Origin of the sequence: Mesorhizobium salmacidum (SeqCode), from assembly GCF_037179605.1 — a bacterium.
Lineage (GTDB): Bacteria > Pseudomonadota > Alphaproteobacteria > Rhizobiales > Rhizobiaceae > Mesorhizobium > Mesorhizobium salmacidum.
Genome location: NZ_JAPYKS010000054.1, coordinates 1 through 13,320 on the forward strand (window position 1 = coordinate 1; position 13,320 = coordinate 13,320).

Sequence of the window (13,320 nt, forward strand, 5' to 3'; positions counted from 1 at the left end):
CGGCCTTTCTTCATGACGATGACACGGTCGGCGAGCGACAAGACGGTTTCGGGCTCGGCCGAGACAACAATAACAGCAAGGCCCTGGTTGCGCAGAGCACGTACGATCTTCACAACATCGTCTTTGGCGCCAACATTACGGGAGACCCCAGTGCCTGAATGGCCCAGCAGTGGCGAGATCAAAAGCGTCTCAAGAAAAAGCTCGGCTCGTATCCGTCAATGGGCCGAACGAGGCGGCCTGTTCCGTGGCCCTCGCCATCGACAAGGTTCTGCTGCCTTCCGGTCTCCTCGACATTCTTCAAAGCGCGGGAATCTCTCCATCGGCGATCGATCGACCTGACCCTTCCTGCTGCAGAAGGAACCGAAGCAGCGCGGCATCGTTGATCCTTACGATCAAGTCGCAGACGGGGTTTCAAGTCTGGTTGAAGATCTTGATGCTTTCGATGGAACGTTTTTATGGCTGGCAGCGCCATCGAGCCGGCGAACCCAGGCTCGCCATCGCAGAGTGTGGCGCCATCACCTGTGGAGACACAACTGGCGCTTGGAGACATGGCCCGCGCAAACGCTGGCGGTCGCCTTTGGGTCATCGCCGCTGCGGTTCCGCTCCTGTTCATGATCAGCGGGCTTGTCATTCGGTATGCTGCATTCCATTCAGTCTCGGCCGTACCAGGCTTCGAAGCTTATGCGCGTGCGCTCTGCAGGTGGGACTGCGCGTGGTATGTGGACATTTCCGAACACGGCTACGAGCGTTTTCCCATTCCAGGCCAAAGCAACGTCGGACGCTGGGGCTTCTTTCCATTGTATCCCATGCTCGTGACGACTCTTCGGTTTGCTTTCCCTTTTTCCACGATTCTGATCGCGACGATCACCTCGATTGCATGCAGCTACGCCGCCTGCCTTGTGGCATGGCCACTTCTGGAGAAGAACATCCGCGCTTATATACTGTATTGCGCATTCCTGCTTAGCGGCCCGTTCTCCTTCCACTTCACCACGTTCCTCACCGAACCTCTTTTCGTGGTCCTGACGTCGTGCGTCTTTTTGGCGCTCAAGCGCTCCAACTACCTGGCCGCTGGCGTTTCGTGCGCTTTGCTGTCGGCAACGAGGTTGGTCGGGGTCCTTGCTGTGTTTGCAATCGTCATCCAAATGTTCGAGCAGCACCGCCAGCAGGGCGGGTCGGCGGTGTCTTTCCCGCGATGGGTGCTTGGTCGTCCGGATATGCTCGTAGCTATCTTCATCTCGCCCGCCGGCTTGTTTGCTTACATGCTCTTTTTGTATCTCACTGTCGGGGACGGGTTTGCGTTCGTTCACGTCCAGCGCGCGTTTGGGCGGGTTGCTGGCGATCCGCTCCTTTTTCTATGGGACGGTCTCGCTGCTGTGCCGACAAAAGGATGGCTGCCCACCGCGCCGCAATGGAGCGCGCTCGCAGCGATCATAGGGCTGACCCTATCGGTCGTTCTGGGGGCTCGCAGGCGATATGGCGCTGCGCTCTTCTGTGCGAGCAGCATCATCCTGCCGTTGATCACCAACCTGGCGTCCATGGTTAGATACGTCATTGGGCTTGCGCCGCTGATGATGTTGATTGCCGAGCTGCTGTCGGTATCGAAGCTGACCTATCTCGTGATTTTGGCTCTTTTCCTGAGCGCATGTTATTTCATGACTTTGGCGTGGATTGGAGGCTATCTTGCCCTGGTCTGACAGCCTGTCACCCTATGGCCGTGCTGCCTCGACTGGCGGCTACGCGCTGGCGTTGGTTCTGGCCGTGTCCGAGATCATCATCCTCGCACTCGCTCTCAATCCAGATGTCAACGCCGATTATCGGGCCTATTACATCGATCGCACGACGACGTGCCTCAATCGCGATGCGATTGGCAGCTACACTCCTAGCCAGACGGTATCGTTTCGGTCCGACGGCGCCAAACAAGCAGTCGGCATGATGGTCTGCGGTTGGTCAGGCCCGGTAGCCGACGGAACCCATTCGCTGGGCGAGACCTCTCGGTTAAGACTGGAAATACCTTCGCTTCGCGACGGGCTAACGGCAACGCTACAAATGTCCGCCGTCATTCGTCCACCACAGACCACTCAAAGGGTAATGATCTCGGTGAACGGAGTTCGGGTACACGAGGTAACACTGTCGAGCAAAGACCCGACGACGATCTCGTTCGCAATCCCGCACGCAGCGTTTGCCAGCGCAAAGGTACTCGAAGTGACTTTCGATTATCGCGACGGGATTCCGCCAAGCCCGGCCGCCAGCAAGATCTACAAACGCGCCATTAAATTGGTATCGTTTCGGCTGGACGCCGGCTAGCAGGCTGTTGAAAAAGGGCTCGCGACAGTCTCAGGTTCGTGATTCACTCTGACCACGAAGATGTGGGAGTGAATCGTGCGGGGCGGTGACGGACAGACGGGCGAACTGTTCAGCTACGTGGATCTTGAGGCTCGGGTGCGGCGCGATCATCCGTTGCGCCGTATTCGGGCGATTGTGAACGAGGCACTGTGGGGGCTGGAGCGGGAATTCTCAGCGCTATATTCGCCGATCGGGCGGCCGTCGATCCCGCCGGAGAAGCTGCTGCGGGCGATGCTGTTGCAGGCGTTTTACACGATCCGCTCTGAACGGCTTTTGATGGAGCGGCTGGAATACGACCTCCTGTTCCGCTGGTTTGTGGGCATCGGCGTCGACGATGCGGCCTGGGACCATTCGGTTTTCTCGAAGAACCGCGACCGGCTGCTGGAGGGCGATATCGCGGCGAAGTTCCTGGCGGCCGTGCTGGCGCAACCCAAGGTGAAGAAGCTTCTGTCCACGGATCACTTCTCGGTCGACGGCACGCTGATCGAGGCGTGGGCATCGATGAAGAGCGTGAAGCCGAAGAACGGGTCGGGCGAAGACCCGAAGGATGGCTTTGGCGAGCCTCCGTCAGAGGGCGGCGGGCGCAATGCCGAGGCAGACTTCCATGGCCAGAAGCGGTCTAACCAGACGCATGCATCGACCACCGATCCGGACGCAAGGCTCTATCGCAAGGGGCGGGGCAAGGAGGCGAAGCTCTGCTTCATAGGGCATGGGCTGATGGAGAACCGCCATGGCCTGCTGGTCGATGCTTGCCTGACGCAAGCCGACGGGCATGCCGAACGGGTGGCGGCGCTGCACATGATCGAACCCTATGCCGACAGGCCGCAGGCAATCACGCTCGGCGCCGACAAGGCCTATGACGCGCAGGACTTCATCAATGAGCTGCGTTCGATCAAGGTGACGCCGCATGTGGCGCAGAACACCAGCGGCCGTAGTTCGGCGATCGACGGGCGCACGACGCGGCATAGCGGCTATGCTGTCAGTCAGCATATTCGCAAGCGCATTGAAGAGGCGTTCGGATGGATCAAGACGGTCGCCGGACAGGCGAAGACCAAGTTGCGTGGCCGCGACCGCGTTGGATGGGCCTTCACCTTCAACGCCGCCGCCTACAATCTCGTGCGGTTGCCGAAGCTGCTGGCGGTGCCGACATGATCGCACCTGCCGGCTGTCAACTGATCGGCCGCTGGCGGATCATCGAAGCTGACCTGTGGGATCGCGGCTATCTCGACCTCGGCGGACCCGCCACGATCACCATTGGGGCCGACAACCACGGTGAGATCGCCTTTGGCGCCCTGCAAGCCGGCCTCGATCTCGGGTACGGGCCCTCAATGGTCTTCTTCACATGGGCCGGCTTCGACGAGATGGACGAAGTCACTGGCGACGGCTCCGCAGAATTGCTCGACGACGGCTCGATCGACATCACCTTAGCCTATCACAACGGCGACGAGGCTATCCTCAAGGCCAAACGTGATCCTTCTTCAACAGCCTGCTAGAGCACTTCGCCGTTTTGCGGAAGCGATGAAGTGCTCTAACTCTTTGATTTGCCGCAATTCCGAACGGAAACGCCGCTTCACAATTTTTTGGCGTTGCCTATTTCAGCAGCACAACAGTTCCGTGATCATCTCATGTGCCTGCACCTCCCGGATGGAGGACAGCCAGCGCGTTGGCAATAGATTGGGAAGTCGCGTGCCTCCTCGCCGCTGGCCGGCGGCCAATCGCGATAAGGTAGAGTGCGGCGGGCTCGAGATCATTGGTGTTGCCGGGATTGCAGCACTGCGCGGCGTCCGCCGGGGTCACCACGCCAGCTTTCATGCGCGCGTCGTTCGCCTCGATCGGCTGATCGGTCCGGGAGGCAGGGCTCCCTTTCGGAACGGAAGACTAATGAAAGTAGGGCTTGTCTGCGGCGACAAACCATTCGCTTTGCGCCAGGCCGTGAACCGCGTGAAGGTGTCTTCGAGCGTCACCGGTCCCCGCGACGCGCTCGATGATCACCACCGGCGTAGGGGGCACATCACGGACCGTCACGTCGTCGTGGTCAAAGATTATCTGCATGAGATCGTTCCTTGAGTTGGAAGCCGTGATTCAGCAAGCGGCTTTGAGCAGTTCATCGTTTCCGCGAAACGGTGAACTGCTTTAGAACGAATCTTTCTGGCGGATCACGCATCAGCCATCGCCGGACTGATCGGGAATGTGTTCTGCAAAGACCCATCGGTCGAGCACGACGAAATTGATCGCGGGCACAAGCAAGCAGGTAATCATGATGGGAAAGATGAGCGGCAGGCCCAGCTTCGCCGTCAAAAGTACCGGCCCGCCATAGGCGATGGCCAAGCCGATCGCCGCCAGCAAGAAAACGCGGAGCCTCTGATCTATGCGACCCGCAAGGTTACTGACCTGTGCGCGAGATAGGAAAACAACGCCGCGGCTGCGTAAGCTGCAAGGGACGCTCGGACGGGGCTGAAGCCGAACCGTTCCGATTTGACAAAGGCGGCTGCCAAGGCGGCATACAGGATTGTGGCGACGATGCCGACCAGGCCGAAGCGCGCCAGAAGCTTTAGGGCGGCGCCGCCGGCAGAGCACCGATGCTCAGACACGCCCACTACACGCATACTGGGCTCCAAGCGGCAGCAGCGCCAGGGCACGCTCAACCTTTCTGGCGAACCCGCCGGCCGACGGGAGCAGCAGGAAGTGCTCGGATCGAACCTCGCTAAAGCCTGCTTGTCGAAAGAGGGCCGCTGCTTTGACCGCGTTGAGCAGGACCGCGTCTTGGTCGAACGGACACCGGAGCACCGCCAGACGCGTCAGCGGATTATAGGGATTGTGCTCGATGATGCAGGCGACGCCGCCTTGCCGCACGACGCGTCGCATCTCGCGAAAAAAATCGAGCCAGGATGCGGGCGAAACATGATGAACAACACAACTGGCAAAAGCCAAGTCGAACACGCAGTCGTCATAAGGCAGGCGCGTCGTGGTGCATGTCCTATAGACGACTCCCGGATTGTCCTCGCTAGCGCGCTGGATCGACCCTTGCGAGACGTCGCAGCCATCCAGGCGCTCGAAAGCGCCGTCTAGATAAGGATGGAGCGAACCGACACCGCAGCCCACATCAAGCGCCCGCACCATGGCTCCCCGGCGACGAAGTCCTCGCTCGGCGATTAGGCGCCGCAGCAGGTCGGCCTTTGCGACCAAAAAGAAATCGTGCTTGAGTCCGGAAAAGCGGATCGACGCATCGATCGTCTCTGCATAACTGGATCTATAGCTGTCGAAGAGTTCGGACACTGGGAGCGACTCCGTTCTTGGGCTTGCGAAATGATCTCCGGCGCCCATCAGCGATGGCACGCACCGGCTCGTCGAAGCCGGTAAGCCGATTGATCACGTAAAGAGGGCGGCGTTTCACCTCGGCGTGGATGCTACCGACATAGAGGCCGACCACGCCGGTCATGAAAAGATTGATGCCACACAGGAACGATACGATCACCACGGTGGACGTCCAGCCGGCAATGACGCCGGTTTCAAAAATCCAGGCGAACACGGCATAAGCGCCAAAGGTCAGCGCAAGTGCGGAAATGGCCGATCCACCCCAAAGCGCAAAGTGGAGCGGCTTTTCCGAGAAGCTGACAACGGCGTGGACGGCAAGGTGCATCATCTTCCAGAAAGGGTATTTGGTCTGGCCGATGGTCCTCGGGGGGCGTTCGAATGGCACCGCCGCTTGCTTGAATCCCATCCAGCCGAACATGCCCCTGACGAAGCGATCATGTTCAGGCATGTGTCTGAAGACATCCAGCGCATGGCGGCCGACCAGGCGGAAGTCCCCGACGTTGCGCGGGATGTTGACCGGCGTCATCTTCTCCAGGAATCGGTAGAAAAGATCGGCGCTAAGCCGCTTGAACCAGGATTCGCCCTCGCGCTTGACACGGCGGGCGTAGACGATCTCGAAACCTTCCTTCCATTTTGCCACGAGATCAAGAACGACCTCCGGTGGATCTTGCAGGTCGGCATCCATGACGATGACGGCATCCCCCGCCGCAGCATCCATGCCAGCCGTGATCGCAATCTGGTGTCCGAAATTGCGGGAAAGCTCGATAAGCCGGAAGCGAGGTTCGGCGGTGACCACCCGCCGAAGGTATTTGACGCTGCCGTCATGGCTACCGTCATCGACAAAAATCGCCTCGGTCTCTCCGTCCAGCCGACTGATCAGTGACATGATCCGTTCGATCAGTCGCGGCAGCACTTGTTCTTCATTATATATTGGCAGGACCAGCGAGTAGCGCGGCGACGCGTTCACTCCCGTCTCGACGCTTTGGATCACAGAGGCTCGCATGCGGATGAAAATGAAAGGCCCGCACCAAAGTTCCATAAGACGTAGCTAATTTAGAAAAATTAGATATTGCGAGTCGGCGGGAAAGACAGGCGCGCTGCTGGCGCCTGCTTAAAACTCAATAGTCCATATCTGCAGCCTCGTCGCGACCGCGAACCGCCTGAGGCAACCACAAAATCCTAATCCGCGAGACCGCCGTCGCGATGTTTAACGGCATGAATGATCGCTTCATAAACGCTACCGATCTCTTCATCGATCTCCTAAATTGGGATGCCTTCGACGGCGGCGGCCCGCAGGGCCTGGTCTGCCATATCGGTCACAAGCCGGCCCGGGGCGTCGGTTGGCCCTTCCGGCATATGTTCGGAAATCCATTTGTACAGAAAGTCGGCACCGCGGGTGCTCATGGCAGTTTCTGGATAACGACCTCTGTCTGTTACCCATCCTAGGTTTGTCTCGGCAGATGTCAGGCCTTTCGAAATAGCCTCGGGCGCGAGGTGACGTCTCACCCTCTTCGGGTTGCATGTCTACCCTGTGTTCATTGACGGGCGTTCCGCGCTTCCAGCAGGTATAGAGGAGAGCAGGCGGCAGCGAAGGAAAGTGGCGAGGGTTCGCAGCTTTCGCGCATTGCCGTTCAGCGGCACCGCGATGGAAAATCGCGGTGCCGCGCACAGCTAGCAGTTCGTGTCAGTCTGCGGATCGCACGCCTTGTTTTTTTGCTTCTGTGGCTTGGGCTTGGCCGCCTGCTCGGGCTCGGCTTGCTGCTGCTCGGCGGCGGGCTCCTTGGCCTTCGGCTTTTGAGGTTTGGCCGCCTGCTCGGGCTCGGCTTGCTGCTGCTCGGCGGCGGGCTCCTTGGCCTTCGGCTTTTGAGGTTTGGCCGCCTGCTCGGGCTCGGCCTGCTGCTGCTCGGCGGCGGGCTGCTTCTTGCCCTTCGGCTTCTCAGGCTTGGCCGCCTGTTCCGGCTCGGCCTGCTGCGGCTCGGCGGCGGGCTGCTTCTTGCCCTTCGGCTTCTCAGGCTTGGCCGCCTGTTCCGGCTCGGCCTGCTGCGGCTCGGTGGCGGGCTGCTTCTTGCCCTTCGGCTTCTCAGGCTTGGCCGCTTGCTCCGGCTCGGCCTGCTGCTGCTCGGCGGCGGGCTGCTTCTTGGATGTCGGCTTCTCAGGCTTGGCCGCCTTTCCGGGCTCGGCCTGCTGCTGCTCGGCGGCGGGCTGCTCGCCGACCTTTGGCTTCTCAGGCTTGGTGGTTTCTTCGGGCTTAGCCTGCTCGGTCGTTGCAGCGCCTTCGGTCGGCTTCGATTTCCGGCCAGCCTGAACCTGCTTCACCTCGTCGATGTCTTTGAGCTTGGCGGGGTTGGCCTTGGGGTCGGCTTTCACCTCCCCCTCAAAGACAGCGACCGTATTGTTTTCCAGTTTGCCGGACTGCTCGAGCGAGTCGGTCTTGCTGACCTTGACGGTAGTCACCTTCTGGTTCGTCTCTTTTTCGATCACATCGACATTAATGATTTTGTTGATCACCACATTGTTCTGGATCGTCACGTCGCCGGCCGGCTCGGCCGCCTCGACGATGCGCACAAACTCCGGCTCATCACGGATAACGACGGTAGAAATGTCGGCAGCAAGGAATTCGCGGGTGGGGACCACAACCCAGTAATAATCAGGCGTCGTGTCGAAGGTCACCTCGATTGAGATCAAATCCGGATCGCGGCGCGGCGGCAGCGGAGCCCAAATCATGTGCTCCCTGTCACGACGCCAACTCACCCATGCTGGCGCCCAACGAGTGCCCGGAACCCAGTACCAGCCGATATCGTCGGCATAGCCCCACCGGCCGTAATGGTACGTCGCCCAGCCGAATGGCTCGTCGGATACCCACAGCCAGCCATACTGATCGGTATAGGCCCAGTGTCCAACGGTATACGGACGCCAATCGTCAGGTACATCAACCGGCACGAAAACGGACGCGCCGTGGTACGAAACCCAATCACCATGGGAAGACAGGTCTTCGTAGAATGTGCTGATCGAAACCTGGGTGGCAGCCATCGCCTCGGACACAAGCGACAATGGCATAATCGGGTTAGGAATCTCAACGACCGTGAGCAGACAGGCGGCCACGCCGCCCAGCATCAGTCGCACCGCATTTTGGGCAAGGACGCGTTTCATCCTGGTCTCCCTCCGAAACAGATCGCCCTTCATCTTAGAAACTCGCCGGCTGTCGGATTGTTCCACCTGCGAACGTTGCCCACATCCACAACGGCTGGGCGTCGCACAATGATACTGGCAATCAATTGAGGCGGTGAACCTGGTCATCACCGCCGTCACAAATGCGTGCCGAGGACGCAATGCAACGGGAAGCGCTTTGCGCACCGGCCATCACGGTCGCCTGGGTTAAGCATGCCATAGGTCATCCCGGGAGGTTGGGAGGTGTTTCTTGCACTCAACTACAAAACCCAGCGTCGCGCTGTGCCTCTTGTGCCACTCTGCAGGCAGGTCCATCTGGCTAGGCATCGTTGCGCTGGGTCGGATAAACGAATGGCTGGTTTCTGGGAGTCCGCAGGCGCTCGCGAGTGGCTTAGATGAGGCGCACTCCAGACATTCAGCATCTGCTCCTTCTCGCGCCGCTCGTCTCATGCCTTCCACATCGTCGATCGGAGAACAGCCTGCATATGCTCTGCGAGGTCGAGTTCACCGCGCGCCTCGATCTCTAAAATGGGCCTTGGCCAGGCGATTCCTTTGCCCAACGGCGGCATAGCTGCAGATGGCGACCAGCGCCTTCTCCTCCTCTCGGCTGGCTCTGTCGGAGCCGCCATTGCCACTGCCGATGTCATGGAAGGGCATTGCTGAACCCAGCATAAGCTGCCTTGTGCGCCTCAATCAGCGCTCTGTCCTTGGTCTCGACCCTGCGGCTCTGTACCATGCGCCGCTACCGCAACCGTCGACGCGACGACTGCGCTGCCGGTGTGCAAGAGCAAGGCGCAGCGACTGATCCTAGACGTGGCAAACTCTCCCATTTCCTTTGATGGCGATCAGGACCGTAACACGATGGTTGGCATTCAAGTCAGGACGCCGCGCTGCCGGCAACCTTCGATTTGAAGTCAGGCCGTCGCGACTGGGCGCTTTCATCAGGACCGTCAAGCCCATGCACCGGCAGTGCTGAGGATGGCGCCAGCCGACAAGTCTGCGCTCGGCCGCCATCCTACACCCGACGCGGTCGGCTCTTTCGACGAGGTTTTGACATTGACTATCCACCAGCTCGTTTTCTGCTGACGGGAGGCTATCTACGTGGTCGTCTCTCTCCTCGCCCCAAAGTCGTTGCAACGTGCAGCAACGTGTAAAAAGGAAACGCAAATCCAATGCTTTGTTTGAGTTAGACACATTGCGATGGAGTCCAGATGTGCGCGGCGCGCCAGAAAACCAAGCAAGAACAACCGCCCGACCGACGCGCAATGTGCGCGATTTTATCCTGCCATCTTAATCGGTTGTTGGTAAGCGTCCGGTGTCTGCACATATCTGGGGTAGTGCAATCTCGCGTCATATCGAGTCCCTTCTTGTCGAGGAGTGGCGCCCCGCGTGTCGAGGCCGTTCCGTTGATGCCCGACCAGGAATATCGGTGGCTCGCCGATGAGCATGGCGGGCGAAGAACGATGCGCGAAGTTGATCCCTTACCCGGTCGATATGGCCCGCGGGCAGATGAGTAACCCACCGCTAAAGTTCAGTTTCGAAACAGTGATTGCATTGTGGTCGAAGACGCGGCGCCCCTTGCGGGATTTATATTGCCTAATGACGGTACGCGTGCGCAGATGGACGGCTCGCACCTCTAAGGTATGGTTCAGCTGAGCTTCCTATTGGCTCCGCCGTCTAACTCGGTGACCATGTTATCGACCGTCTATTGGTTGGGTCGCCGCGCGGCGGTCGCGTCACAGACGCGCCTTGGCTTTCGTGGGGACAAAGGATCGGTTATGGCTAGTCGCTGGTTGTAGACACGAATCGCGTTGCGAAAACCAGGGGCCGGAGGATCACCATGCATCTGACGAACGAGAGCATCATAGTCATATTGGTAGTCGGCCTTATTGCTGGATGGTTGGCCGGAAAGATCGTGCGGGGCTCCGGCTTTGGTCTAATCGGCGACATCGCGATCGGAATCATCGGCGCGTTCATCGGGGACTGGCTGCTACCCCGCTTAGGCATCCATCTCGGGAGCGGAACGATCAGCTTGATCGTTAATGCCACCCTCGGCGCGATTGTACTTCTCCTAATCATCCGCCTGGTTGCTGGTGGCGGTCGTCTCGGGGGCGGATGGAGAGGTCGATCTGGTCGGTGGCGGTAGCCGGGGAGGTTCGAGGCCATCGTCTCAAAGGACGCCGCAATCGGATTTTGCACGGCCTCAGTCGAAGGCTGCATATAGCCGCCGGGTCGATACGACGCTCAACGTTCCACAGATCTAACGAACGGGCGGCCGACACAAGCGCGCTGATAGGCCTGATTGCCGCCGCCCGAGACGCGGAAGCGGTGAAGCAGGTCGAGGCAAACACCTCGCCGTTGCGGTCGTTCAGGATGCGTACGAACAGCTCGACCTCGGCATGGTCGCCCCGTCGACGCGCACTTCCTTCATTGGTATTCTGTCCGGTCTCGGCAGGACGGCCCAGCCAGTGGCCCCTCCTCTTTGCCCTTATGTTCCCGGCCATACTAGACTGCTATAGATGGCCATATGGGATCTCGTAGGTACTGCCGCAGGCACGAAATCGACGGCACCTGGACGGTGTTCGAGGTGTTCACCGGCCTGCCGGCTGAGATTGAGGGCCATCCATATGTCGACCTGCTCGACAGTGATTATGCCGTTGAGAGCGTCGATCTCCTCAATTCAGATGACGTCGCAAGAAGGTTTGGCCGAGAGTGTCCCTAGACGGGATGCGGCCTTCCGCATTCCGTGAATGCGTGCGTCATGCAGGTAGGCTCGGGTCGGTTAGCTCATTGGTCCTCGGCTGCATTTGAAGAGAAAGGCACAGTCTCGCCAGCTCTTTGCCCGTCTCGTCGCGGACGTGAATGAACAATTGCTGGCCGTCGTGGTTGTTCAGGGATTCTCGGGCCAAGTCGATCAGGCCTTCCATGGCTTCACGACGTGCCGCCTCGATCCCATCACATTCGATGCCCACCTCATCTTTGATGACCGCATTGCTGTCGCCGCTGTCAAAGAAATATCTCGCCATCGAGCCCGCCCTTACAACGTTCTCGCGTTCTTTTGGTGCAGGTAGGTGGTGTCGAAATCTCCTGCTCGAATGAGCCCCGCCCAATCAACGGCGTGAAATCGCGAGCCCTCGGTGACAATCAACCCGTTGCGTCGAAGTTCCTGAAGCGTTCGGTTCACGTGCACGGTGGATAAGCCTACCGCATCGGCAAGTTCCGCCTGCGTGATCGGAAGCTCCGCTACATGGTCGCTGATGAGCCCCATGGAGCGAAGGCGGACGATGAGTTCGCACAGAATGTGCGCCGTCCGAGCATAGGCGTCGCGCCTTCCAACGTTGGTGACCCACTCTCGATAGATCGCTGCGTCGATCAGAGTCGAGCGCCAAAACACCGTCGCTATGGAAGGATGTTGGTCGCAAATGGCCCGCAAGGCCTCGTGGCGCATAAGGCCCACGCGGACGCGCGTGAGAGGTGAGAACGTGCAATCCAAAACCGAGAGATGCAATCCATGGAGATCGGGAATGTCTCCCGGAACAAAGAACGAAGTGACCTGCCGCTTGCCCTCGCCCGTAAGCTTGGTGGACCCCACCAGACCGTCCAAGACCACAAATGAATTGGTGGGACGATCACCCTCGCGCACAATGTCCTGATCGGCATGATAGTCCCGTGTCTGGAATTGGATGCTCTCCAAAACGGCGATGTCTGACTGGGTGAGATCAGAGATGTTCTGGAGCTTACGGATCAAAATGTTCGGGGAAGGGACATGTGCCAAATTCGGTGACCGGATTGAGTTAGGTGCAGGTGCCGAACTTGCACGCGGCACTAATGTTCCCGGCGCTTTTCGGCGATCGCGCCTGCTACAAAAGTGCGAGCGGTTTGCAAAGCCAGTGGCCGCACATCAACGTAAAGCGATAGGCGACGTTTCATACTGAGAGTCTCGTCCGCAGATCAGCGAGTGGCGCTTAGTGGAAGTCGGCCAGCCTGGTGAATTCATGCATTTGGCGTGATAGCATCCTTGGTGCGCATCCGACAGCTGACCACCGATCCTACGTGGCGAGCCCCCGTGATTTGTGGAGATCCCGCGAAGGCCGGGCATCGCTATTGCGCACGTAGGAATAGAAGTGGCCGCTAGGCTGTGCTTTAGCTGCCGTTGAGAACGGGGCCGATGTTGCGAGAGTGATGAGCTCTAAGTTATATTATGAATCAATTAGTTCGAGATATTTGTTTAGTTCGAGAATATTTTGTAACATTGTGACGACCGCCAAAATGACCTCACCGCCGTCGGTAGAAGCGTTGCTGTGTCGCTGTGAGGCCTGCAGCGAGAACCGGCAACTGCCCTAAACCGGTATCCGGCTCTCTATTCGGTTATTCGGTGCCCGCGAGCCAGCGCACCATATTCCCCATCAGTCGGCCGTAGAGTGGCCACCCGAGAAAGTCCTGCGACAGCCAATGCGGCCCGATGTCAGTCGTCCAGGCGACCGTGCGCCCGCG

General features: G+C 59.2%; 15 protein-coding genes. 6 read left to right on the top strand and 9 right to left on the bottom strand.

Annotated features, from left to right (window positions below):
• Window positions 1-455: 455 nt before the first annotated feature.
• The 4 genes from O7A60_RS31105 (at window position 456) to O7A60_RS31120 (ending at window position 3,836) form a co-directional block, all read left to right on the top strand.
• A complete protein-coding gene (locus O7A60_RS31105) occupies window positions 456-1,694 on the top strand; it encodes a hypothetical protein (protein ID WP_337109484.1) in 1,239 nt (412 codons plus the stop codon).
• Window positions 1,681-2,304 (top strand): hypothetical protein, encoded by a 624-nt coding sequence (locus O7A60_RS31110; protein WP_337109485.1) that lies wholly within the window; start codon window positions 1,681-1,683, stop codon window positions 2,302-2,304. The genes O7A60_RS31105 and O7A60_RS31110 overlap by 14 nt, the downstream gene beginning before the upstream one ends.
• Window positions 2,305-2,379: 75 nt before the next feature.
• Window positions 2,380-3,495: an IS5 family transposase gene (locus O7A60_RS31115; protein WP_337109486.1), complete on the top strand. Its 1,116-nt coding sequence runs from the start codon at window positions 2,380-2,382 to the stop codon at window positions 3,493-3,495.
• Window positions 3,492-3,836, top strand: a complete 345-nt coding sequence (locus tag O7A60_RS31120; protein ID WP_337109487.1) for a hypothetical protein — start codon at window positions 3,492-3,494, stop codon at window positions 3,834-3,836. The genes O7A60_RS31115 and O7A60_RS31120 overlap by 4 nt, the downstream gene beginning before the upstream one ends.
• A 385-nt stretch (window positions 3,837-4,221) precedes the next feature.
• Here O7A60_RS31120 and O7A60_RS32075 read toward each other — a convergent pair whose 3' ends face one another.
• From O7A60_RS32075 to O7A60_RS31150, 6 genes are all read right to left on the bottom strand, one after another.
• Window positions 4,222-4,395, bottom strand: a complete 174-nt coding sequence (locus tag O7A60_RS32075) for a hypothetical protein (RefSeq protein ID WP_415926880.1) — start codon at window positions 4,393-4,395, stop codon at window positions 4,222-4,224.
• Between the two features lie 111 nt (window positions 4,396-4,506).
• On the bottom strand, window positions 4,507-4,689 hold the full coding sequence (locus O7A60_RS31130) for a GtrA domain-containing protein (RefSeq protein WP_337109488.1): 183 nt from the start codon (window positions 4,687-4,689) through the stop codon (window positions 4,507-4,509).
• A gap of 20 nt (window positions 4,690-4,709) precedes the next feature.
• Window positions 4,710-4,949 carry a GtrA family protein gene (locus O7A60_RS31135; protein WP_337109489.1) on the bottom strand — a complete coding sequence of 80 codons (240 nt, stop codon included), beginning with the start codon at window positions 4,947-4,949 and terminating at the stop codon, window positions 4,710-4,712.
• Window positions 4,927-5,619 carry a class I SAM-dependent methyltransferase gene (locus O7A60_RS31140; protein ID WP_337109490.1) on the bottom strand — a complete coding sequence of 231 codons (693 nt, stop codon included), beginning with the start codon at window positions 5,617-5,619 and terminating at the stop codon, window positions 4,927-4,929. The genes O7A60_RS31135 and O7A60_RS31140 overlap by 23 nt, the downstream gene beginning before the upstream one ends.
• Window positions 5,594-6,661, bottom strand: a complete 1,068-nt coding sequence (locus O7A60_RS31145) for a glycosyltransferase family 2 protein (RefSeq protein WP_337109496.1) — start codon at window positions 6,659-6,661, stop codon at window positions 5,594-5,596. The genes O7A60_RS31140 and O7A60_RS31145 overlap by 26 nt, the downstream gene beginning before the upstream one ends.
• A 668-nt stretch (window positions 6,662-7,329) precedes the next feature.
• Window positions 7,330-8,808: a DUF6600 domain-containing protein gene (locus O7A60_RS31150; RefSeq protein WP_337109491.1), complete on the bottom strand. Its 1,479-nt coding sequence runs from the start codon at window positions 8,806-8,808 to the stop codon at window positions 7,330-7,332.
• Window positions 8,809-10,666: 1,858 nt separating this feature from the next.
• Between O7A60_RS31150 and O7A60_RS31155 the strand changes: the two genes are divergently transcribed.
• Together O7A60_RS31155 and O7A60_RS31165 are read left to right on the top strand one after the other, a co-directional pair.
• Complete coding sequence (locus tag O7A60_RS31155; protein WP_337109492.1) at window positions 10,667-10,972, top strand: GlsB/YeaQ/YmgE family stress response membrane protein; 306 nt, start codon at window positions 10,667-10,669, stop codon at window positions 10,970-10,972.
• A 381-nt stretch (window positions 10,973-11,353) separates the two neighbouring features.
• Window positions 11,354-11,548 carry a hypothetical protein gene (locus O7A60_RS31165; RefSeq protein WP_337109493.1) on the top strand — a complete coding sequence of 65 codons (195 nt, stop codon included), beginning with the start codon at window positions 11,354-11,356 and terminating at the stop codon, window positions 11,546-11,548.
• 37 nt (window positions 11,549-11,585) lie between these two features.
• On the opposite strand, the gene O7A60_RS31170 is transcribed toward O7A60_RS31165, so the two are convergent.
• The 3 genes from O7A60_RS31170 to O7A60_RS31180 all read right to left on the bottom strand — a co-directional run.
• A complete protein-coding gene (locus O7A60_RS31170; RefSeq protein ID WP_337109494.1) occupies window positions 11,586-11,852 on the bottom strand; it encodes a DUF6894 family protein in 267 nt (88 codons plus the stop codon).
• Between the two features lie 11 nt (window positions 11,853-11,863).
• A complete protein-coding gene (locus O7A60_RS31175) occupies window positions 11,864-12,574 on the bottom strand; it encodes a Crp/Fnr family transcriptional regulator (RefSeq protein ID WP_337109495.1) in 711 nt (236 codons plus the stop codon).
• A 620-nt stretch (window positions 12,575-13,194) separates the two neighbouring features.
• The coding region (locus tag O7A60_RS31180; RefSeq protein WP_337109497.1) for a glutamine amidotransferase at window positions 13,195-13,320 on the bottom strand (126 nt) is incomplete at its 5' end.